Annotated in this window: 19 protein-coding genes, 2 rRNA genes and 1 riboswitch (1 of these 22 only partly in view); of the genes, 6 read left to right on the top strand and 15 right to left on the bottom strand. The window is 48.1% G+C overall.

The window, feature by feature from the left end; translation table 11 throughout:
• Nucleotides 1-29: 29 nt before the first annotated feature.
• The 3 genes from MKY97_RS04575 to MKY97_RS04565 form a co-directional block, all read right to left on the bottom strand.
• Entirely contained in the window at nucleotides 30-701 is a 672-nt protein-coding gene (locus MKY97_RS04575) for a methionine ABC transporter permease (protein WP_342554325.1), read from the bottom strand.
• Nucleotides 698-1,507: an ATP-binding cassette domain-containing protein gene (locus tag MKY97_RS04570; RefSeq protein WP_342554324.1), complete on the bottom strand. Its 810-nt coding sequence runs from the start codon at nucleotides 1,505-1,507 to the stop codon at nucleotides 698-700. Before MKY97_RS04570 ends, MKY97_RS04575 begins: the two co-directional genes overlap by 4 nt.
• Nucleotides 1,508-1,640: 133 nt before the next feature.
• Nucleotides 1,641-4,079 (bottom strand): PQQ-binding-like beta-propeller repeat protein, encoded by a 2,439-nt coding sequence (locus MKY97_RS04565; protein ID WP_342554323.1) that lies wholly within the window; start codon nucleotides 4,077-4,079, stop codon nucleotides 1,641-1,643.
• Nucleotides 4,080-4,354: 275 nt separating this feature from the next.
• On the opposite strand from MKY97_RS04565, the gene MKY97_RS04560 reads away from it, so the two are divergent.
• Nucleotides 4,355-5,317 carry a copper amine oxidase N-terminal domain-containing protein gene (locus tag MKY97_RS04560; RefSeq protein ID WP_342554322.1) on the top strand — a complete coding sequence of 321 codons (963 nt, stop codon included), beginning with the start codon at nucleotides 4,355-4,357 and terminating at the stop codon, nucleotides 5,315-5,317.
• A 127-nt stretch (nucleotides 5,318-5,444) separates the two neighbouring features.
• Here the strand turns inward: MKY97_RS04560 and MKY97_RS04555 are convergent, their stop codons facing one another.
• The 6 genes from MKY97_RS04555 to MKY97_RS04530 all read right to left on the bottom strand — a co-directional run bounded on the left by MKY97_RS04555 (nucleotide 5,445) and on the right by MKY97_RS04530 (nucleotide 12,219).
• Nucleotides 5,445-6,146: an ankyrin repeat domain-containing protein gene (locus MKY97_RS04555; protein ID WP_342554321.1), complete on the bottom strand. Its 702-nt coding sequence runs from the start codon at nucleotides 6,144-6,146 to the stop codon at nucleotides 5,445-5,447.
• Between the two features lie 9 nt (nucleotides 6,147-6,155).
• On the bottom strand, nucleotides 6,156-7,664 hold the full coding sequence (locus MKY97_RS04550; protein WP_342554320.1) for an S-layer homology domain-containing protein: 1,509 nt from the start codon (nucleotides 7,662-7,664) through the stop codon (nucleotides 6,156-6,158).
• Between the two features lie 124 nt (nucleotides 7,665-7,788).
• Nucleotides 7,789-8,481, bottom strand: coding sequence for a response regulator transcription factor (locus MKY97_RS04545; protein ID WP_342554319.1), 693 nt, complete (start codon nucleotides 8,479-8,481; stop codon nucleotides 7,789-7,791).
• Entirely contained in the window at nucleotides 8,478-9,956 is a 1,479-nt protein-coding gene (locus tag MKY97_RS04540; RefSeq protein ID WP_342554318.1) for a HAMP domain-containing sensor histidine kinase, read from the bottom strand. The genes MKY97_RS04545 and MKY97_RS04540 overlap by 4 nt, the downstream gene beginning before the upstream one ends.
• Nucleotides 9,957-10,288: 332 nt before the next feature.
• Entirely contained in the window at nucleotides 10,289-10,957 is a 669-nt protein-coding gene (locus tag MKY97_RS04535) for a pectate lyase (protein WP_342556230.1), read from the bottom strand.
• Nucleotides 10,958-11,337: 380 nt separating this feature from the next.
• Nucleotides 11,338-12,219: a radical SAM/SPASM domain-containing protein gene (locus MKY97_RS04530; protein WP_342554317.1), complete on the bottom strand. Its 882-nt coding sequence runs from the start codon at nucleotides 12,217-12,219 to the stop codon at nucleotides 11,338-11,340.
• Nucleotides 12,220-12,466: 247 nt separating this feature from the next.
• Nucleotides 12,467-12,569: riboswitch (TPP riboswitch) on the top strand.
• A gap of 205 nt (nucleotides 12,570-12,774) precedes the next feature.
• Here MKY97_RS04530 and thiM point away from each other — a divergent pair.
• The 4 genes from thiM (at nucleotide 12,775) to MKY97_RS04510 (ending at nucleotide 15,905) form a co-directional block, all read left to right on the top strand.
• The gene (gene thiM / locus MKY97_RS04525) at nucleotides 12,775-13,587 is read left to right on the top strand and encodes a hydroxyethylthiazole kinase (RefSeq protein WP_342554316.1); all 813 of its coding nucleotides are present in this window, start codon (nucleotides 12,775-12,777) and stop codon (nucleotides 13,585-13,587) included.
• Nucleotides 13,584-14,396 carry a bifunctional hydroxymethylpyrimidine kinase/phosphomethylpyrimidine kinase gene (gene thiD / locus MKY97_RS04520; protein ID WP_342554315.1) on the top strand — a complete coding sequence of 271 codons (813 nt, stop codon included), beginning with the start codon at nucleotides 13,584-13,586 and terminating at the stop codon, nucleotides 14,394-14,396. The genes thiM and thiD overlap by 4 nt, the downstream gene beginning before the upstream one ends.
• Nucleotides 14,396-15,061: a thiamine phosphate synthase gene (thiE, locus tag MKY97_RS04515; protein WP_342554314.1), complete on the top strand. Its 666-nt coding sequence runs from the start codon at nucleotides 14,396-14,398 to the stop codon at nucleotides 15,059-15,061. Before thiD ends, thiE begins: the two co-directional genes overlap by 1 nt.
• A gap of 388 nt (nucleotides 15,062-15,449) precedes the next feature.
• On the top strand, nucleotides 15,450-15,905 hold the full coding sequence (locus MKY97_RS04510) for a winged helix-turn-helix transcriptional regulator (protein WP_342554313.1): 456 nt from the start codon (nucleotides 15,450-15,452) through the stop codon (nucleotides 15,903-15,905).
• Between the two features lie 34 nt (nucleotides 15,906-15,939).
• Here the strand turns inward: MKY97_RS04510 and MKY97_RS04505 are convergent, their stop codons facing one another.
• Nucleotides 15,940-17,127, bottom strand: a complete 1,188-nt coding sequence (locus tag MKY97_RS04505) for an MFS transporter (RefSeq protein ID WP_342556229.1) — start codon at nucleotides 17,125-17,127, stop codon at nucleotides 15,940-15,942.
• Between the two features lie 338 nt (nucleotides 17,128-17,465).
• On the opposite strand from MKY97_RS04505, the gene MKY97_RS04500 reads away from it, so the two are divergent.
• Nucleotides 17,466-18,215 (top strand): MerR family transcriptional regulator, encoded by a 750-nt coding sequence (locus MKY97_RS04500; RefSeq protein WP_342554312.1) that lies wholly within the window; start codon nucleotides 17,466-17,468, stop codon nucleotides 18,213-18,215.
• A gap of 201 nt (nucleotides 18,216-18,416) precedes the next feature.
• On the opposite strand, the gene MKY97_RS04495 is transcribed toward MKY97_RS04500, so the two are convergent.
• The 5 genes from MKY97_RS04495 to MKY97_RS04475 all read right to left on the bottom strand — a co-directional run.
• On the bottom strand, nucleotides 18,417-18,899 hold the full coding sequence (locus MKY97_RS04495; protein ID WP_342554311.1) for a hypothetical protein: 483 nt from the start codon (nucleotides 18,897-18,899) through the stop codon (nucleotides 18,417-18,419).
• Nucleotides 18,900-19,157: 258 nt separating this feature from the next.
• Nucleotides 19,158-19,814, bottom strand: coding sequence for a deoxynucleoside kinase (locus MKY97_RS04490; RefSeq protein ID WP_342554310.1), 657 nt, complete (start codon nucleotides 19,812-19,814; stop codon nucleotides 19,158-19,160).
• A complete protein-coding gene (locus MKY97_RS04485; protein ID WP_342554309.1) occupies nucleotides 19,811-20,434 on the bottom strand; it encodes a deoxynucleoside kinase in 624 nt (207 codons plus the stop codon). Before MKY97_RS04485 ends, MKY97_RS04490 begins: the two co-directional genes overlap by 4 nt.
• A 232-nt stretch (nucleotides 20,435-20,666) precedes the next feature.
• A 5S ribosomal RNA gene (gene rrf, locus MKY97_RS04480) occupies nucleotides 20,667-20,783 on the bottom strand.
• A 150-nt stretch (nucleotides 20,784-20,933) separates the two neighbouring features.
• Nucleotides 20,934-23,097 (bottom strand): 23S ribosomal RNA (locus MKY97_RS04475); it runs 761 nt beyond the window's last position.

Below are 23,097 nucleotides of genomic sequence, written 5' to 3'. Positions count from 1 at the left end.
TTTAGCAGTTCATAACCGCCTGCCGTGCATCAGGATCTGCGATCCAGCCAGCGAGACAGCCGACTGCCCGTAAATTGAATCAGCTGTACGAAAATAATCATGATGATAATCGTAAATATCATAATCTCCGTTTCGAAGCGCTGATAACCGTAACGAATGGCAAAATCACCAACACCGCCGCCACCAACAATACCCATTACGGTGGAATAGGAAATAAAGCTGATCGCTGCCGTAGTTAGTCCCAGTACAAGACCTGAACGGGCCTCCACATACAGGAACTTAACGACCAACTGCAGCGTGGAAGCTCCCATAGACGAAGCCGCTTCAATTACGCCTTTTGGCACGTCCAGCAGAGCCTGTTCAACCAGCCTGGCATAATAGGCAATAGCAATGACTGATAGAGGCACCGTCGCTGCTAACGTACCGATCGATGTTCCCACAATCATACGAGTGAAGGGGATCATGAATACAACCAGCAGCAGGAACGGAAAGGAACGAATGATATTGACAAGGCTGCTCAGTACCGTAAACAAAGCCCTATTCTGATATCGCTGCCCCCGGCGGAACAGGTAGAGCAGTGTACCAAGCGGCAGACCGACCAAAACAGCTGCTGCGATGGAGATGCCCACCATTACAAATGTCTCTCCGATGGCCTGCCAGATTTCGTGCTGATATTTCAGCACTGATTCAGGTAACATCATCGGCTGCCCTCCTGTTCCACGATACGATGTGCAGCCGAGCCCATTTCTTCCAATGAATCACCTGCAAGCAGTGAAGTCAGCAGATCGGGCTGCGGTGCAGGAATACTTCTGACCTCTGCTTTGGAAAGTGTGCGCACAATCTGACCATCCTTCATCATTGAAATACGATGACATAATCGCCGAGCCGCTTCCATCTCATGGGTAACAACTACAATCGTCACTCCCATCGTCTCGTTTACATGGCGCAGCACATCCAATATTCCACCTGTTGTCTGCGGATCAAGCGAAGATGTAGGCTCGTCACATAGCAGTACGGCTGGATGACTGGCAAGCGCTCTGGCGATAGCGACACGCTGCTTCTGTCCTCCGCTCAGCTGAGCCGGATACTGGTCCGCCTTATCTTCCAGCCCCACGAATCGAAGTACTTCCAACCCTCGCTCTCTCCGCTGTGAACGTGACTTCCCCACCAGTTCCAGCGGCATACTCACATTGCCCAGAACCGTCCGGTTGCTGACCAGGTTGAAGTGCTGGAAGATCATGCCGATAGATCGGCGTGCCTCACGCAGTTTCCGCTCATTCATCCCGGACAGATGCTGGCCATTAACAATAACTTCTCCAGCATCAGGATGCTCCAAACCGTTAAGCATGCGCAGCAGGGTAGACTTTCCCGCTCCACTGGAGCCAATGATACCGTGAATCTCACCTTGTTCCACTTCGAGTGAGACAGACCGCAAGGCCTCAAATCCCTGATCAGCACGGGAACCGCGCTCGTTGAACCGCTTGCTTACACCATATAATGAAATCATGGAGATTCCCTCCCGTGTTGGATCATGTATGGTTCTGTCCAGAACACATGAAGAAAGCCCGCACAGCCGAGAACCGGAGCGCGAGCAATCCTGTTTATTTATAATAAAACAACATGAGGGCCCAGACAAGCTTTTACGGAGATATATCTCCTTCCATCAGATTGGCTGGAAGAACACGGAAACGTCCATTGGCTGATCCGACGTATACTTCACTGCCAGCCCGGTTGATCATGCCATTTTTCGCCTCCCGATCCCGATGTTCCGGCGTGCCCATGACAACATCCTGTACACGTCCCAGCAGCGTACCATCCTTTTTATTCATCACAAGTAAATTTTCATGCATCGGCAGCAGCAGTCGTTCTCCAATCACAAGATAACTGCCCTGATTCAAAGCATATCGGTTCCTTCCAATGGATTCCTTGGCAATCCAGCGTGTCTCCCCCGTGCGATAATCAATGGCTGCAGGATATCCATTCATGATTACATACAGGCGATCTCCCTCAATCAATCCCCGTTCAATCTTTGCATCCAGCTTCCAGCGAACTTTTCCTGATTCCGGATCGTATAAGGCAGTTGTATAATCTTCGTAATCGCCGTAAAGATCCCCTTTTTTATGCTCACGAATCAGCATCATGCCATCCTGCAGCAGCTCAGGCTGCTGACCTCCACGGGCCGGAAATCGAGAGAGTTTCCTGCCAGAAGACAGATCCAGCAGCACCCATTGGTCGTTCAGCAGCATCCAGCGCTGCAGCGGGACCGAAGCGAACGGATCAGAACGATAGATTCCATCGAAATAAGGATTATTTTCGATATAATCAAACACTGATTTTTCCGAATCAACCTGCCACATCGTTCTTCCTGTCAGCGGATCTGCTGCAGTGAGCTTGTTCTGCTCCCAATACATAACATAAGGCTCATCCGCACTTTGGTTCATCAATTGATATCCTGTCGTTAATTTCCTGCTCCATAACGGTTTACCGTTTGAACTATTCAACACATGGATTCGTCCGTTACTGGAATTTTTAGCAGCGAAGGTATCCACAATAACTACATTTTGGGCCGCTTTAATGCCTTTTAATTCAACAATGTCACCAGCGGAATCCGTAGGTTTGGTACGCTGCTTATTCGAACTGTTCGGTGGGTTCTCCTTTGCAGGCTTGTATTCCCATATCACCTTCCCATTCTTCAGGTTCATATGCCGCACACGATCCACATACTGCTTACGTTCCGTATCATAACTGGTGTACAACGTAACCGCATCACGTTTGTAATTTAGAAAGGCTTGGGCAGGGCCATATCCGGCATGTACCCTCCACAGCATTTTTCCAGTCTGCCGATCGAGAGCGTAATAGGCATCCTCATAGTGCATGCCGCTGAATCCACCATCATCCCCTTTCATGAGAAGGACATCATCTGTGCCCGCTTGCAGAAAGGTGTAGTTCAGATTCCCTTGATTCACCCATTTCGGTTTCCAGGACAGCGTTGGCGGCATGGACTTACCGGTTACTTGAGCAGTGTAAGAAAATACATTAAATCGACTGCTGCTCCAATAGGGGATTTCGTTGTTACTTTGGTCAGATGGCACATTCCAGCGAACTTCAGTCAACTTGTTATTTTTATTAAACGTTAACAATACATGCGCATCCTGACGCTCATACCTCCAGGTCTGGCCGATTCGCATCGGATAACCGGTATCATTCAAGTTTCGGGATTGTTCCTTCCAATCCGGCTCACCTAACCACTTTACTGACTGCTTCGTGGTTGTCGTCTGATTTAGTCTGGCATCTGTCAGGTGCCGAATGAAAGATATAGACAAAGGTTGTTCTTTGGTGAACCATCCATCGCTTATAAGCTTTTGGTCCGTGATATCTTTTTTCTTGATCCACAGCAGCACATGCTGGTAGCTTGTTTCTTCCTTATTCCAGATGCGCGGGGCTATGGATACTCCATACCATTCTTTCCATTCCGCCACAAGGAGGGCCTGATTCGTCAGCACTTGGTTGGCTTGCCAGGTTACAGCACTGTCGGGGGTCAAGTGCAGCTTGCTTCCAGTTCGAACTTCGAAAGTACGAAGATCGGTCTCCGTCATGCTTCCGCTCTGTTTGAGCGCATACCAGCCAGGGAGCCAGTAACGGTCTTTTTCCCTCGTCTTGAGCTGTATCCAATCTCCCTGAACATCTGTTAATGTATATGTTTCACTTGGTATCGTACGATATGTAATCTTCATCTGATCCGCAGCAGTGCGGCTATCCTTTCGTCCGCTGAACAGCGGCAGTCCATCTGCCAGATTCACCTTCTCCCCTTTCTTGTACGGTATCTTGATGGAAGTATTCTTCGCTGTAAGCGGTGTTAGAGAAGACAACAGCATTGAGTGATTATACATTGTGTTGGAGATTTGCAGTTGAGCAGCTTTCACGTCCGGCGTCGGTAATGCCGACTTCTGAGCCTGTCCGCCCCATGCATTCGTTTGAGGTTCCGGCATCATGCATCCTGTGAGCAGTACGAGTACAATTCCGGTTAAGGCAGCGCTTGCAATATACCCCACGATTTTCCGATCAGTCACCTTCTTCACACGTATCCATCCCCCAATAGAAGTTATTTCCATATAAGACGCTCTGCGCTGCAAAAAGTTACCTGTTTTCCACATGAGTTTTGGAAAATCACACCTTTTCGCTCTATTCTATGCCGGGTGAGACAGCATCAGTATCTCCTCTACTGCATCAGCATCTTACACTCTGCTTCGAAGTTTAATATACAAGATTTGGGTTAATATCTTATGGATGTTCCATTAATATGCAACTTTTGGGATAATCCGCCCGTCTAATGAACTGAAAGGAGAATGATACTATGAAAAAAACACCCGAATCCACCGGCACACGTTGGAAGCAAAAGAAATGGAAAGTGATGCTTGCCGCCTCGATTTTGACTGCAGGAGCGGCACCTGCCCTGTACACCCCATCGGTGGCTGAAGCAGCAGCTGTAACCAAACCAGCAGCTTACATTAACAATATGCCTGCTGAATATGATGTGGTCATCCGCCAGGGTGTCACATACATTGCACTGACTGAACTGCAATTTCTCGGAGATTACACCTTCGGTTACGATAATAAGACCAAACAAATCAGCATTAAGGCAGGCAGTGACAAATACGTGCTTACACCCAACAGCAAAACGATGACAAAGAATGGACAAAAGGCCTCCCTGTCTTCGGCTCCAATTCTGGTCAAAGGAAAAGCAATGCTGCCTCTACGAGCCATCGGAGAAACGTTTGGCGCACAAGTACGCTGGAATCAGGCTGCCAAGGAAGCCTATATCTACAATACAAATGCTTCCGTCGTTAAAGACTACAATGGTTCCGATCTGACGGCTGAACGTGAAGCAGCTCTGCAGCTGCCTCGATTCTCGGATCTCGGTCAACCGCGCCTGCAGGTGAAAGAGCCGCTTGGCCCGGTTGATGCATCAACCGTTTATATTTTTGAACAAGGCAAAAAAGACCGCTTCTTCACAATCCAGGATAGCGATCTGGTCAGCTACTATACCATTACAAACGGAAGTGCTGTGCTGAAATGGCAGGCAAATCTGGGCAAAGAGGCCGGAACGGTTGGTGATCTGTTCTTTATCGAAACTAAGTCCACCGCCGAAGTAGGAACGCGGCCTTCTGCTGCAGGTAAAACACTCGTATCCTTCAAGTATTCCCTCATGCTGGAGGAAACAGCCTATGACCTGATGAACAAGTCGGGCTCTGTTAAAAGCGGCTCTGCTGCTCCGGCGAAAGGAAAAATCATTGTTGAGGTGCCTGGGGAGAAATAAGCCAATAAAGAAAAACGGGATGAAGCAGTGTAAACTGCCTCATCCCGTTTTTCTATGCATGAATTATGATTTTGGTATATCCATTCGTTCAATAAACGAACGGGTGGCATCCCCATCAATCACACTGCTATTTGGCTCCAGCCCGGACCAAGATCTGTTCTATTTCCTTAAAGCCTTTATTCTTCGCATGACTGAGCGGAGATACGCCATCGCCATCAGCCAAGTTGACATCAGCTCCATGGCTGATTAACAGTTCAATCGTCTTCTGCTGCCGTTCATTACCGTCGTTTAGAATGATTGCTTCCAGCAGTGCTGTCCATCCTAATTTATTGACATGGTTCACATCTACCGAGGTATTCGTCAGCAGCTCTTGAACTACGTCAACATATCCGTGCTCCGAAGCCGGTATCAGTGCCGTGCCCCCGTAACGGTTCGTAATGGAAGGATCTGCTCCGGCTTGAATGGTCATTCTTAGAATATCCAGATATCCTTCAGCACCTGCATACAAAAACGGACTGTTTAACATGTTATCCTGCAGATTAACATCCGCACCCGCTTCAATCAGCTTTTGGGCAGATGCTGCATCATGATTGTATGTCGCAATCATCAGAGCTGTTCTTCCGCTCTGATCCTGAGCCTGAACATCGGCTCCTTCCTGAAGGAGCTTTACCAAACCTTCGGTATCTTTTGCCTCCGCTGCGCTTAATAACTGCTGATTCAATGAAGCCATCTTGTTCTCCTCCCTAGAGTTACCTTTTTCGTCAAGCGTACAGCCTTGAACGAACAGCACACTGCTGATCAGAATAATCAGCATCAAGGATTTGTTCATGTGTCCTCCTTACTGATTTACCACAGTTACCGATGAAGCGACACTCCAATCACCAACTGGATTCAGCGTATAGATTGTACCCGGAATCATCTTACCTTCCTGCGTAATCTCGAATATTCCAGCTGCGCCTTTTCTACTTGAATATTTATATACAGCTGTCAGGACATGTCCGTCAGGTGCTGTCAGAGTTACACTTCGTCCTGAGAATAATTCATCTCCCGGGTCCTGGGCAAGCGTAACTTCAATTGCGGTATCATCTGCAGCCTTGGCACTTTCAATATTTAACGCTTCGATTGTCTTCGCAGTGAACGAAGCATTCTGGATATTGGCCCAATCGGAAGTCACGGTATAGGATACCCCTGGTTTCAGAACCTGCCCTTCAGGCAGTCGGAATTTAGGCTCTTGTCTGCCATCTGTGGATTGGGTAAATGGAACATATTTCGCAATGATCGGCTCTCCATTCTCAGGTGTAATCGTAACCTGTCTCGCCTGCATGGAAGAGATGACCTGATATGTTGTGCCGTCCGCCTGCTCCCGATCGTTCAGTACAAAAGCATTCGCCCCCCGGCCAGCACTGTATGCAGCAATGACATAACCGTAATCTACAACTCCATTCCCCTTCAAAGCTTCAATCTCAAAGGTATCATTCGTCACTTGACGCACCTCAGTCATGTTTACTTTGACGTCACTGCCTGTAAAGGAACCTGCATCTTGACCTTTATATGTAAGGCTGTATGCTTCCCCAGCCTGCTGCACAGATGTTGGCACAATATATGTGGATGCAGATCCCGTTTTCAGTCGAGGCATATTGGTCAAGGTCAGTCCTCCGCTGAATACAAAATCCGTTTTGGATTTAGCAAAAACTTCATCTGCTGCCGTAAGCGGCTTGTCGAACGTAACGATCAGCGTCATGTTATTCAGCGCTCTCACACTCTCAACTCCTGCCTGCTCTGAAGGAATAGCTTGATAAGCCTTTTGCAGCAGCACCGCTGTTTCTCCTCGTGTCACAGAACCAGTGTCCTCGAAAAATGAACTCATCCAATGATGTACGGACTTTACATCCCTTTTCAAAGCTTTAGATACGACCTCTTCCAGCTCCGCATCGGTCACCAGACGCTGAGGTTGGAATTGACCATCAACGGCCTGCATTACACCCAACTCTACAAGTTTGGCGGCATAAGGCGCGTACCAAGCATCAGGGTTGACATCTGTTATCAATGCACCTTCACCTGTCTGATTTCCCAAATCAAATGTTCTGTACACCAACGAAGCTAATTCTGCACGAGTGATGGTCCGATGTTCACCCATGGATTGATCGCTGTATCCGTTCATGATGCCCAGACGGTTCAGTTCCTTAACGGCAGCCTGCACCTGCTGATCGGTAAGCTGTGCTGCGGCAGCGGAAATAGAAGTGGTGAAGCCGGATGCCTGAGCTTGATGTGTTGTAAATGGGAATGCTGCTGTGCCCAATGCGGTTATCGTTAATAATGCTGCGAGTTTACGAGCTGTAAATTTCATGAAAAGTTCTTCCCCTCTATAGATAGTTGCTGCTTGCTTCTATCTACAGCGTAGAGGATAAAAAGAAACTGCAGAGGACAAATATATTAACAAATTATAAACTGCGGCTAATCTTTCTCTAAACTTATATCGTAAAACGGTAGCCCGCACCCCAGACCGTTTCAATATACTCCGGATGTTTAGGATCGCTTTCCAGTTTCCCCCGCAGTTTACGGATATGTACGGTAACGGTTGCGATATCCCCATTGGATTCCATGCCCCAGATTCGTTCAAACAGATCCGATTTGCTGAACACACGGTTCGGATGACTCGCCAAGAATACAAGCAGGTCAAACTCTTTAGTGGTGATCTGCACCTCTTCTCCATTCAGGAAAACGCGGCGTGATCCTTTATCCACGTGCAGCCCGCGAATGTGGATTTCATCTTTTTCAGCGGGTTTGCTCTTGCCAAGCAGTCGATCGTAACGTGTCAAATGAGCCTTGGCTCTTGCAACCAGCTCGCTTGGGCTGAACGGTTTGGTAATAAAATCATCGACCCCCAGATTAAATGTTCGAATTTTGTCGATCTCCTCTTTCTTTGCGGAAACAACGAGAATCGGCACCTCCTTCTCCTCGCGAATGAGCCTGCATAGTTCAAACCCATCCATACCCGGGAGCATGAGATCCACAATGATAAGGCGATAATCCTCATGCAGAGCACGGCGCAGGCCTTCATCACCGTTATGGCATAATTCCACCGAAAATCCGTGGAGTTCGAAATAGTCCCGCTCCAGTTCGGCAATCGTTATTTCATCCTCAATGATCAGAATATCGGTCATAACTGTTCCCCCCTCTCGCCCGGCAGCCGTTTTAATTGGATGTGGATGCTTGTGCCTTCACCAAGCTTGCTGTCTGCCCAGATCAGGCCGCCATGTCCATCTATAATCTGACGCACGATGGCCAGTCCAAGCCCGCTTCCGCCTGTAGACGAACTGCGCGATTGTTCGGCACGGTAGAATCGCTCAAAGATGTGCGGCAGCGCCTCTGCTGATATTCCTTCTCCATTATCCTTGAAAATAATCGTATTCCAGTCCCCATCTGCTTCCAAAATAATAGTGAATTGCTTATCGTCATTGTGCATATATTTCAGTGCATTATCTACAATGTTCACCACGGTGCGTTTTAATTTATCCAGATCGACCGCAGACACAACCGGACCCGAGGCCCGGTTATGCCAATGCAGCTGCACTCCTTTATCCTCCAGATCATATCGCAGCTCCTCGATGCTGTCTTCCAGAAATTCCACCAGATCCACCGGATTAAATACAAACGGTTCTTGGTTCAAATCCAGCTTGGAGTATAGAAACAGTTCATCCACCAGCTTATCCATACTGACCGCCTTGGCATGAATGATATTGACGTAAGTCTCCATTTTCTCTGGTGTATTTGCTACCCCGTCGCGAATCCCCTCAATGTATCCTTTGATGTTGGTGATCGGGGTGCGCAGATCATGCGAAATGTTGGAAATCAGCTCTCTGCGGCTGGCCTCATCCTGCTGTCTCAGCTCATTGGAACGCTGTAACTGTTTCCGCATGCTCTCAAAAGCTTCGCTAAGCTGCCCAACCTCGTCATTAGAGGCAGGCTGCAGCTCGAAGGACAAATTGCCGTTCTTAATCTGATCGGCCGAGCTTCGCAGCTGATGCAGCGGTTGAATGAAGCTGCGTGTAATCCAGCGGAACAGAAGCAGGTTAGCGATAACAAGCACACCAATTAACAGAAGAGACATGACGGGCAGCAGTTTGCGAGTCAGCTCGGCAAATGGACTTCTCTCCCGAATGACAAAAATACTACCGCGTTTCCCATCTGAATATTGGAAATCAAACTTGGCATAGGCGTAGAAGCGCTCACTGATATTGAATGTGCTTCGGATCTGATTGTTGTTCAGGTCATAGGCAGGCAGTGCCTGCCTCAGCCCCGGTTGATGGAAAGTCCGCGATTCAAAGATCGGACTGTTCTCACGCCTGACGTAGAGCCCCGATTTCTCGGCTCGAAGCTTCATATCGAATTCCCGGAGCAGTACCTTGTTCTGCAGCTCGTCCGGCTTATTTTTAGCCATAAACTTCATCTCTTGAAAGATTGCCTCTCCCTGCTCCGTGAGTGGATTGATCTGATAATGGACTTTATAAATATCGCGAAAACTTTGCAGATCTCCTGTAGCCGCAATGGTATAGAGACTGGCAGTAAGCAGAATGAACATGAGACTGATCACAAGCATGCCTGTGAAAGAAAGCAGCATTTTGATTCGAATTGACATAGTATCCCCTCTTAACATGCGATTGGTAGAGTTAGTGCACATGTTATCACAAGATGGTTCCCATTGCCCATATGCAAATCAAGATGGCTGATCGACTGTCTGCTGTGAGGATAACATGAAGATATAAAAAACAGGATGAAGCAGTATTTCTCTGCTCACCCTGTTTGATTTGCTGCATGCTCAGCAATAAAAACATGTGTAGTGAAAAGCATAAACGGTTAGTTTATTGGGTAGATAGGTCCAGTATGGGATATTTCACTGCATCTGTATCGCATCAGCGCAGCTCCTTGGTTACAGCATCTGGTTTGTTTGATCTCTTCGCATGGTGCAGTTTAATACTGCGTATTACCGGACTGGCTCGTTTTACCTGAAGCAAAACCCTTGAATAGTGTCGGTACTTTGGAATAACGGGTATTGGTGATTTTTCCTTGAGATACAGGGCTGTCCGTACGCATAATAGCATCTTTCACATTGGAAATATTGGAGTTATCCAGCGTCATGTTGACTGCAAAGGTTGTGCCTCCATTTTGCCGAACCAGCTTGCCGATATCATCGGCACGGAAGTTTTTGATGTTAATGGTGCCTGCTGCATTGATCTGAAACACTTTATCGTATGCCTTGTATGCGGCACCACCTGTAATGTTCACTGTTCCTGATGATTTTAGTGTTAACGCATCCTCGCCTACATCCTGCCATACCACATTTGAGATGTTACAGCTGCCATAACAATGCACACCATCTGCTGCTGGCGCACCGAGGATGACATTTTTCAGGGTAGCGCCTGCTTCGAGCCGGAAGACCGGCTTTTGATTTTCTGCCTGAGAACCATCACCCAGTGTAGACGGGTTGGCTACAAAGGTTTTTCCCTGTCCATCATACGTTGTGCCCTTAGGTACAACAATCGTTGAATTTACAACCGTTGGCGCAGCCGCCGCAGGCATAACACCAAATATGGAAGCTACCAGACCAGCGGACAACAACAGCGTTAACATCTTTTTCATCATCAACATCCTCCCTATAATTTAAATGGATTTGTCTGCAAGCCGCAGGCTTGTCTCACGGAACCGCAGCAGTAAGCACTGCCCGGAACCTGTCTTAATCCTACATAAAAAGGAAGATTACAGGAATAATCCCTGGATCACATTTACATTCCCCGGCATAAAAACGGATCGAACTGTATTTATCATCATATTCCATTCCGATGATATGTACCGATATTAACTTGGTATATGCTGTTTTTTACCGTCCTAATTACCATCAAGTTCATCAAAAAAGACTCTATCGTCTGCTTGCAGACAGTAGAGTCTTGGAGTATCTTATTCCTTTTTCGGCAGATCAGTCCTGATCTCGTGTAATCCATCCTGCTATTCTAACCCTTGTCTCAGGCTCCGGCTCCGAACCGCTGACGGTACCCACACTTGCGGCATAATTCCTCTACAGCCTCACGTTTAGAGAAACCGTACACCAGATTGTTCGCACGCTCTCCATCCACAATTTCCGAGAAAGACTTCTCATGGATGTTACCCAGGTTAATAACACCCTCTCCATCCAGACAGCAGGGAACGACGGTTCCGTCCACCAGCACAGCGGCCTGACTGCGCAGTGCATGGCAGAAGCCCCTGCCATCATCTTCAGGTGCATCCAGACTTGGCCACTGGAATTCATGATCCTGATTCAGGTACACATTCGGCGCGATTTTTATGCCGCTGCCTGGAACGACTTTTTCCTCAATCCGGAAGTCCAGATTGAATTCACGCTCCAGCACCTCCAGCGTCTCTCGGTTTCGATTCCTCTGTGCATTCGTAAAGTTGTCCTGTGTCAGATTCCATAATCGAAACGAGACAATGACATTATGTTTCACGGCTTCACGTACAAAAGTCAAAATGTTACGCAGATATCCGTCACGGTCGGTAGAGCCTTCATGACCGTCGAAGCTGTGCAGGGAGAAATTCATCTGTCTCAGTGCAGGTTTACCTATCAATTTATGCTGTGTTTTCGGCAGCAGTGTACCGTTCGTTGTAATGTTTACTTTGAATCCTTTGGCATGGGCGGAGTCCAGCAGCACGTCAATTTTGGGATGCAGTAGCGGTTCCCCTTTGACGTGCAGGTAGATGTGTTTGGTGTGCGGTTTGATCTGATCCAATATATTATTAAAGACTTCAGGGTCGATAAATCCTTTGGCACGCTTCGTTTGTGGACAAAAGCTGCATGCCAGATTACAGATGCTCGTAATTTCAATGTATACTTTCTTGAACGTTTTCAACTCAGGGTCCCCATTCTGCCGGGAGGAACACATGTCCTGCCCTCATTCGTAATACGGCCGTATGGGCCAATCTCCATTATATCGGGTTAATGAACGAAGGTAAATCCGAATAACGAATCAAGATAAACCAAATTATTCAGAAACATCTTCTTTTTTTGCGCAGCTTTCAACGTATTCACAGTCAGCCAGCCCTCTTTACATTATGGCAGGATGTGATATAGACTGGGGACATAACTCCATATTTTGCACAATACACTAGGGGAGTCTTACGGCTGAGACGAATCGTTATATTCGGACCCTTTGAACCTGATCTGGATTATACCAGCGGAGGGAAGTGAGCAGCCTTTATGAATAGTGGATTCTCCCTAGTTGTTAAGGGGAACCATCACCATAGTTACAACTGGAAGCCCTGCTCATTTCTCCGGAAATGGGTGGGGCTTTTTTTATATTCCATCGCAAAGGAACCGGACGATTATCTTCTCTATTCCCAACGTGCAAATGGATGTCACATGATTCACCATCATCAGATCATTTTAGATCAAGGAGGAAATTGCGATGTCATATCTTCAACGTGTACGTACACTCAATCCTTTGATTCATAACATTACCAACCTTGTGGTTGCTCCTTTTACTGCAAATGGTCTGCTTGCCCTTGGTGCCTCTCCGTTCATGGCTTATGCTCATGAAGAAGCCGCTGATGCTGCCCGTATGGCTGGAGCAGTCGTTCTGAACATTGGCACATTGGATGATAGAGTTGTTCAGTCGATCCTGCTGGCCGGGAAGTCTGCCAATGCACATCATGTACCTGTTGTACTTGATCCGGTTGGTGCGGGAGCAACCGCTTATCGCACCGATACGGTGCAGAAGCTGGTTCGTGAGCTTCGTCTCACTGTGCTGCGCGGTAATGCTGCCGAGGTGGCCCATGTCATTGGGATGCCGTGGAATATCAAAGGTGTGGATGCCGGAACTGGCGAGGGTGACCGGATTGACATTGCGGAGCGCGCTGCACAGCGTCTGGACTGCATTGTTGTCATTACAGGTCAGTACGATGTTATTACGGACGGGTATCAAACATTTCTGACCAGCAACGGACATGCTTTACTCACCCAAGTGACAGGCGCAGGCTGCCTTCTAAGCTCGGTGATTGGTGCTTTCGCTGCCGCTGCCGCACCAGGAGATGATTTACTGCACAGTGTGACCGAGGCAGCTGCCTTTTATGGTGTTTCCGCTGAACGGGCTGCAGCTCGAACAGCTCATCAGGGTCCTGGCAGCTTCCAGATGGAATTTCTAAATCAATTAGCACAGGTGACACCTGAACTACTCTCGGAGCACGCGCAGATTCGCCAGATTCGGGGAGGTGTACGATGAACATTACGCAGGCATTAACGATTGCAGGTTCTGATAACGGTGGCGGTGCCGGAATTCAGGCTGATCTCAAAACCTTCCAGGAGCTTGGTGTATACGGAATGACGGTGATTACTGCGATCGCTGCACAGAACACTATGGGTGTGCAGGGCGTATTTCCCATCAGTTATGAAGGCATAGCCCAGCAGCTCGATTCAACGGGAGAAGACTTTCAGCCGCGTGCGGTCAAGACAGGCATGCTGTATAGTGCCGAGATTATTCGTCTTGTCGCGGCAAAATGGCAGCAGTTCGGCTGGACCAATCTGGTGATCGATCCGGTGATGGTAGCTAAAGGCGGTGCACCTCTCCTCCAGCAGGAGGCGGTGCAGGCACTTGTTGAGGAGCTGATGCCCCATGCCCTGCTCACAACACCTAACATCCCGGAAGCTGAACTGCTTACGGGTATGAACATAACCAATCTGAACGAACGCGAAGAAGCTGCAAAACAATTGGTACAGATGGGCACAACGTATGCCCTGATCAAAGGAGGACATGAGACTGGTAGCGGAACGGTAGTGGATGTTCTGTACGACGGGCAGTCCTTTCATTACCTGGAGAACCTGCGTGTAATGACACGTCATACGCACGGAACCGGCTGCACCTTCTCTGCTGCCATTACGGCCGAACTGGCCAAGGGTTCTTCTGTTCTGGCTGCCGTTACAACCGCGCGAGCCTTCATTCAGGCAGCCATTGAAGATGAGCTGGGATTCGGGGCCGGGCACGGACCGACGAATCACTTCGCGTACCAGCGCAGACAGCGAGGTGCATGCTGATGCGTAGATGGGATACGGAAGCGGTACGCCGTGCGCTGCAGTTGTATTTGGTGATGGGCAGCGTCAATACGACGCGTGACCCGGTGGAGGTGCTGCGCCAGGCGATCGCTGGCGGCATCACGCTGTTCCAGTTCCGCGAGAAGGGAACTGGCGCCCTGACAGGCGAAGCCCGAACAGCGCTTGCGCTGCGGCTTCGCGAGGTGTGCAGCCAGCACGGGATACCGTTCATCGTGAACGATGATGTGGAGCTGGCTGTGGCTGTAGAGGCCGACGGTGTACACGTCGGTCAGGACGATGCGGACGCGGCGCTGGTGCGCGCCCGCATTGGCGAAGGGCGGATGCTTGGCGTATCCGCCCACTCCGCCCTTGAAGCCCGCCTTGCCGTGCAGGCGGGCGCAGACTATCTTGGCGTCGGGCCAATGTACCCGACGCGCTCCAAAGCGGATGCCCACGCTGTGCTGGGCCCCGCCGGGATGGCGGAACTGCGCGCCGCAGGCATCGCGGTTCCGGTGGTTGGTATCGGCGGCATTACGCCCGATACCGCGGCCGCCGTGATGGCGGCTGGAGCCGACGGCGTCGCCGTCATCTCCGCCATCGCGGGAGCGGCCGATGTGCACGCAGCGGCTGCACAGCTCGCCGCGATCCTGCGCAGGGAGCAGGCATAGCCGTGCTCCCTGCCCGAGAATGCAAAGGCTGCAGCCACTCGGTCTGCAGCCTTTGCATTCTTGTTTTATTCTTCTCCTCCTTTGCCTTGTTCTGCAAACTACACATCCTCCTGCATCATTTTTCATCCTTATCCTTCCGCAAACAGTTCATCCTGCAGCGCACCATATCTCCTTCTGTATCCTTTAAATCCTTTCACCTTTCTCACCTTCTTCCCACCTTGCATCACGCACATATCTATTTCATCCCCCTCCCCTCCATCCCAAGCATATTTAATATATAAATCATTTCTGTTATAAAGCTTCACATTTACAAAACATTATCTTTTAATTACTATGAATATAAAAGTCTCTTCACGAAATAACCTATATAATAAAAGGGAGTGAGTTTATGGATCAGATCGATAGAAACATCCTGTTCCATATGGAAAATCAAGCCAGATTGTCCATGACCGAATTAGGAAAATTGGTGGGACTTTCACAGCCAGCCGTCACAGAACGTGTAAAACGACTGGAGGAAAGCGGTGTTATTGAAGGGTATCGCACCGTCCTTAATCCGCAAAAATTAGGAAAACAAAGTACATCCTATCTACTATTTCGAACTAGAGAATGCACTGCTTTCCTTGATTTCTGCCGTGTTTCGCCCGAAGTTGTAGAATGTTATCGCGTCAGTGGAGAACATAATTATTTATTGAAAATCATGACAGATTCTATCGCAGACTTAGAGGCATTTGGAAACCAATGTGACAAATATGGAACCTATACTACACTTATCGCAATGTCCTCGCCTATTGCATGTAAAAACCTAATGGAAGAACCCCAGTTCCTGATCTCAAAGGATTCCTAACCGTCCATCTTTTCTAATTTAGATATCTACATTTTTAAGGTGAACTAGGAAATCCGTGTTTTTTAGAGCTCAACGTAATAAGAAGAGCAATAAACAACAATAGCACCAATGAACCTGGCAGGAATCTAGCTCCGATCCAATGAAGCAGGATAGCACCAATCATACCTCCCGCACCGATCCCTAGATTCCATGCTGTTACCAACATCGATTGGGCGATATCGGCACTGCGACCTCCTGCATGTGCAATAGCTGTTTGGAGTAACGTTGCTGCTCCGCCAAAGGTCAATCCCCATGCAGTCACTCCTATAATGATAACAGCCGGCTGATTGCTCCAGATTCCTATCGCCGCTGAGGCAAAAGCAAATATTGCAATACTTAATAGAACCAGTATCCTTAAGTAACGATCAATCAGCAGCCCAATAATCCAAATGCCCATCACTGAAGTTACGCCAAATAGGAGTAAAATCAGATCAACTCTATGGGCCAGTGCTGTATTTGCCAGAAAAGGAGAAATATAAGTATACAAAATATTATGAGCCAGCACCCAGGCCAGCACCACAAGTAAAATAGGCCGGATTCCAGGAAGAAACAGGATTTTATGCAGTGAGAGTTGATTCTGCTTGACCTCGCCTTCATAATCTGGAACTTTCCAGAACACCCATAAGATAAGCGCAAGCGTCAATATAGATATTGTTCCAAAGATTAAACGCCAGCCTACATACGTCCCAAAAAAAGTGCCGATCGGAACACCAAGCGCTAATGCCAAAGGTGTACCTGCCATAGCAACGGCTATGGCTTTTCCTTTTAATGACTCGGGCACCATCCGACGTGCATATCCAGCGGTCATTCCCCACAGCACACCCGCTGCTATTCCTGCACAAAAACGCGCGATTAACGTTATAACATATACCGAAGATACAGCAGTCACCGTGTTAAACAGGAGAAAGCCTATAATACATAACAGCAAAAGAGGTCTACGTCTCCACCCGCGAGTTGCCACAGTCAGTGGAATTGCCGCTGCCAGAGAGCCCGCAGCATACAACGTAACAAGTTGTCCGGCTTTTGCCTGCGTTATGCCAAGACCAATGGCAATCTGAGGGAGTAGTCCAGCAGGCAGGCTTTCAGTAAGTATGCAGATAAATCCTGCCATAGCTAACGCCAGTAGAGCCGCCCATGGAAGGCTTTGTTTTTGGGCATATGTATCATCTTTAATGGAATACATCTCGTTTGAAATCACAATGAAAGCCCCTTTATTCTGTATTTTGGATAGCCCGAATGTTCACTTGCTATCTTTAATAAGCTTACAGAAATGAGCAGGGATTTTGCATACAGTATTAAAGGTACTTGAGCTTGTTAACGAAGAAAAACCTTATTTTTTGCAAGCTTTGCTTTGAATTCCTATGACCCTCTTTTTTGCACCCATGAATGGACAGCGTGTCCGTCCCATGAACGAAAAATAGTCATTCAACTTGGCAGCCTTCCTCCTTCCTCACATAATTAACATGTTGACTCTCACGTAACGTGACAATGTACAATTCATGTTGTAAGGAGGTTTCACTCATGGCCATGAAAGTAAAAGAAGTTTCCGAGCTTGCCTCGATCAGTGTGCGCACACTGCATCACTATGACGAGATTGGGCTGCTCGTCCCGGACGAGTTCACTGCTGCCGGATATCGAATGTATTCCGATGCCAACCTGGAACGATTACAGCAGATTTTATTTTTCAAAGAACTCGGCTTCTCCCTAAAAGAAATCAAAAACATTATAGACGATCCCGCCTTTGATGCGGAGGAAGCACTGCAGATGCACAAGCTCATTTTGCTGGAAAAACGTCAGCGTCTTGATCAAATGATAGCCACCATCGATAAAACCGTATTACACCTGAGAGGAGAAATTAAAATGACTGCCAAAGAACAATTTCGGGGCTTTGATTTTAGTCAAAATCCGTATGAACAGGAAGCTCGTCAGCGCTGGGGCGACCAAGCTGTCAATGAAGCAAACAACCATTTGCAGCATCAGCCTGCAGATAAACAAAAAGAACTGGCTGAGCAGATGAATAACATCTTCAGACGGCTGGCAGCTATTCGCCATACTGCACCTGAATCAGCCGAAGCACAGGCCGAGATTAAACAATGGTACATGGTTCTGAATCAAATCGGAAGCTACTCTCCAGAAGCCTTCGAAGTACTTGGCCAGATGTATGTAGATGATGAACGCTTTACACGAAATATGGATCAGTTTGGTGAAGGACTAGCACAATTCATGTGCAGTGCCATGTCCGTATTTGCCAACTCAAACAAGCAGCAGTAACAAAAAGGACGTAACGCCTGAGGGGCATTACGTCCTTTCTCTATTCCCACTCCCGGCCGCAATGTGAACTATCCTTGTGCCGATGTCCACTCCGAGAACTCCGTAGTTTGATCTTTTCTTACTTTGTTCATCCTGGCTGTACGCTGCTTCGCTGCCCTGCTCCATAACGAAATCACATAACTTACAACCTTTTATCTAACCTTACGCTCTCGGTGCTTGATCCGAGGCAGAAGCTTCTGACGCCATGCTTGTTTTCGCCATCCGGCCTGGAATTTGCCAAGCCGATACAATCGCGAGTGCGATGAACAACCAATCTGTTGGCTCGCTGAAATATTCCTTAATCGTTTCCGTAAACGCACTAATCATTTCTCCATCAAACACCAATGTCAGTATACTCACATCCGTAAACAACTCCGATGTAAAATAAACCACTGTCAAGTATTTACCGAGCAAAATGCCCACCAGTGCGAACACAACAGCAAAAATTTTATGCATTGTTGCGATTTGTTTGTTCGAGAACAACACGACAGCGTACCCGCAAAGCACACCAACCAGTATGGCAATAAGTCCAACCTCATACTCCGTCATGGCTGCAACCGCAGCCCATACCACACCTCCCAGTATGGCAGCAATCAATCCACCGATGATTGGCATCCCGATTTTAATTCCTTGTTTTTCTTCCACGATGTCTTTCCCTCCTGAGTCATGCTTATACTATATTTCCAGAATTCACCTTTCCTATAAAACCACAAAATGCTTCAAATTTCAACAACTTTCTGAGCTTTTATACTCATATAAATACATATTTATACAAAACATCATCACCTGGACTCTTCATCTTAGAATTATTTTTATAAAAAAACACCTCTCTTACAGCTTGAATCGCTGTAAAAGAGATGTCTATTTCCTCTGAGCTTAATCTTTCAGATGATCTATCCAATATTATAGCTGAGCCTCTTTGGAAGGCTGTATGACAGCTGCAATCTGCTTTAGAATGGCATCGACCGATGCCGGATCATGTACATCATATTCATCAATGTTCAGACGCAGCACAGGGCATGCAGTAAACTGGTTAATCCACACGGAATAGCGCTCATGCATGTGCTCCCAATACGAGCGATCTGTCTGAATCTCCATCTCACGTCCGCGTTCCGTAATCCGATTCAGAATCGATGGCAGACTGCCTTCCAGATAGATCAGAACATCCGGGTGTGGAAAATAAGGCGTCATCACCATCGCTTCGAACAAGCTGCTGTATGTCTCAAAATCGGTAGCCGACATTGTACCCTGATCGGCATGCATCTGTGCAAAAATCCCTGTATCCTCATAAATTGAGCGATCCTGTACGAAACCGCCGCCCATCTCAAAAATCTTTTTCTGCTCCTTAAAACGCTCAGCGAGGAAGTAAATTTGCAGATGAAAGCTCCAGCGCTCAAAATCGTGATAGAACTTTTCCAAGTACGGATTATGATCAACCTGCTCCAGTGAAGTTTTAAAATTCAAACGATCGGCAAGCGCTGCTGTCAGAGTAGATTTCCCCACTCCCACTGTCCCTGCTACTGTGATTAACGCATTCGCCGGAATGCCATAGTTATTCATATGATAAGCTCCTTTACCTGATTAACAATCTGCCTGAAGTGTTCAGGATGTTCCACAAAGTCCAGCTGCTCTGCATCAATTTTAAGAATAATCGGTGGATTTGCCTCATTTGCCAGGTAATCCATACCTGTTTTATAGTCAGCAATCAACTGTTCCATATATGCGGGGTCCATATCCTGCTCAAAGGAACGCCCACGTTTATTAATCCGGTACATCAACGTATCCAACTCAGCTTCGATGTAAAGTACCAGATTAGGTTTTGGCAGGTCATCTGTTAACAAATGATAGATCTGGCGGTATTTATCCCGCTTCGTTCCTTTTAAAGTGCGTTCAGCAAATATCATATTTTTATAGATATGATAATCCGAAATGACCGGGCTGTTCTGTTCAATAAAGTGTGCGCCTGTGTCTTCCAGCTGCTTAAACCGGTTGCACAGAAAAAACATTTCGAGTTGGAAACTCCACTCGTCGATATCCTGATAAAAGGAGGCCAGAAATGGGTTCTCCTCGACAATTTCTTTAACCAGTGGAAGGTTCAATTCCTGGGAAAGCATCGTAGCCAACGTTGTTTTCCCCGCTCCGATCGGACCTTCAACGGCAATAAACGGGGCTGATTTCATTGTGTTCCTGTTCCTCCTCGTATATATGCGTGTTCCGTTTCTATATAGACCTCACCTATTGTATCACAGCTTGGAGCATTGGAAGGGCAATATTCTATGTATATAAAAAGTCAAATCGACATGATTAGCCAAACGTTCTTCATGTAATGAATGGAACGGCATATTGCTCAGCTTATCATTATCATCTAAACAAAAATACACACTTGATATGATCAAGTGTGTCTTTGATTTTGCTTGGCGGCGTCCTACTCTCCCAGGACCCTGCGGTCCAAGTACCATCGGCGCTAGAGGGCTTAACGGTCGTGTTCGGGATGGGTACGTGTGGAACCCCTCCGCCATCGCCACCAAACGCGATTGGATCGAAGTTGTACTTCTTTCCATTCAGTTGAAACTGAAAACCAACCACACCTTAAGGGATGTACCGATTTTCATGTCATTCAGAGTGTTGTTCTCTGAAAACTAGATTCGAAACGAAACTCACGCGACTCAAAACCTGCTATTGGATAAGCCCTCGACCGATTAGTACTGGTCAGCTCCATGCATTGCTGCACTTCCACCCCCAGCCTATCTACCTCGTCGTCTTCAAGGGGTCTTACATACTGGGAAATCTCATCTTGAGGGGGGCTTCACGCTTAGATGCTTTCAGCGCTTATCCCGTCCGTACATAGCTACCCAGCGGTGCTCCTGGCGGAACAACTGGTACACCAGCGGTACGTCCATCCCGGTCCTCTCGTACTAAGGACAGCTCCTCTCAAATTTCCTACGCCCACGACAGATAGGGACCGAACTGTCTCACGACGTTCTGAACCCAGCTCGCGTACCGCTTTAATGGGCGAACAGCCCAACCCTTGGGACCTACTTCAGCCCCAGGATGCGATGAGCCGACATCGAGGTGCCAAACCTCCCCGTCGATGTGGACTCTTGGGGGAGATAAGCCTGTTATCCCCAGGGTAGCTTTTATCCGTTGAGCGATGGCCCTTCCATGCGGTACCACCGGATCACTAAGCCCGACTTTCGTCCCTGCTCGACTTGTAGGTCTCGCAGTCAAGCTCCCTTATGCCTTTGCACTCTTCGAATGATTTCCAACCATTCTGAGGGAACCTTTGGGCGCCTCCGTTACTCTTTAGGAGGCGACCGCCCCAGTCAAACTGCCCACCTGACACTGTCCCCGTACCCGCTAAGGGCACCAGGTTAGAACCTAGATACGATCAGGGTGGTATCCCAACGGTGCCTCCACACAAGCTGGCGCTCATGCTTCAAAGGCTCCCACCTATCCTGTACAGATCGTACCCAAATTCAATATCAAGCTGCAGTAAAGCTCCATGGGGTCTTTCCGTCTTGTCGCGGGTAACCTGCATCTTCACAGGTATTAAAATTTCACCGGATCTCTCGTTGAGACAGCGCCCAAGTCGTTACGCCATTCGTGCGGGTCAGAATTTACCTGACAAGGAATTTCGCTACCTTAGGACCGTTATAGTTACGGCCGCCGTTTACTGGGGCTTCGGTTCACAGCTTCGGATTGCTCCTAACCACTCCCCTTAACCTTCCAGCACCGGGCAGGCGTCAGCCCGTATACTTCGCCTTACGGCTTCGCACAGACCTGTGTTTTTGCTAAACAGTCGCTTGGGCCTTTTCACTGCGGCCCCCTCGTGCTATTCACACTACCGGGGCACCCCTTCTCCCGAAGTTACGGGGTCATTTTGCCGAGTTCCTTAACGAGAGTTCTTCCGCGCGCCTTAGAATTCTCTTCTCGCCTACCTGTGTCGGTTTGCGGTACGGGCACCTTCATCTGGCTAGAGGCTTTTCTTGGCAGTGTGAGATCATGACCTTCGCTACTGTAATTTTCACTCCCCATCACAGCTCAGCCTTCCGATGTGCGGATTTGCCTACACATCAGCCTTACTGCTTGGACAGACATCCATCAGTCTGCGTCACTACCCTACTGCGTCCCCCCATCGCTCGTAACGATTTACGGTGGTACAGGAATTTCGACCTGTTGTCCTTCGACTACGCCTTTCGGCCTCGCCTTAGGTCCCGACTTACCCTGAGCGGACGAGCCTTCCTCAGGAACCCTTAGGCTTTCGGCGGATCAGATTCTCACTGATCTTTTCGTTACTCATACCGGCATTCTCACTTGTATAATGTCCAGCGCTCCTTACGGTACACCTTCAACCCTTATACAACGCTCCCCTACCCCTGATGCAAGCATCAAGCCATAGCTTCGGTGGTGTGTTTAGCCCCGTTACATTTTCGGCGCAGAGTCACTCGACCAGTGAGCTATTACGCACTCTTTCAATGATGGCTGCTTCTAAGCCAACATCCTGGTTGTCTGTGCAACTCCACATCCTTTCCCACTTAACACACACTTGGGGACCTTAGCTGATGGTCTGGGCTGTTTCCCTTTTGACAATGGATCTTAGCACTCACTGTCTGACTCCCGGAAGTAAGTCTATGGCATTCGGAGTTTGACTGAGCTTGGTAACCCTTGCGGGCCCCGCACCCAATCAGTGCTCTACCTCCACGACTCTGTTTTCCGAGGCTAGCCCTAAAGCTATTTCGGGGAGAACCAGCTATCTCCGAGTTCGATTGGAATTTCTCCGCTACCCCCACCTCATCCCCGCATTTTTCAACATGCGTGGGTTCGGGCCTCCAGTGCGTGTTAC

It is taken from the genome of Paenibacillus sp. FSL R7-0652, assembly GCF_038595045.1.
Classification (GTDB): Bacteria; Bacillota; Bacilli; order Paenibacillales; family Paenibacillaceae; genus Paenibacillus.
This window is presented reverse-complemented; position numbering and strand designations above follow the sequence as displayed.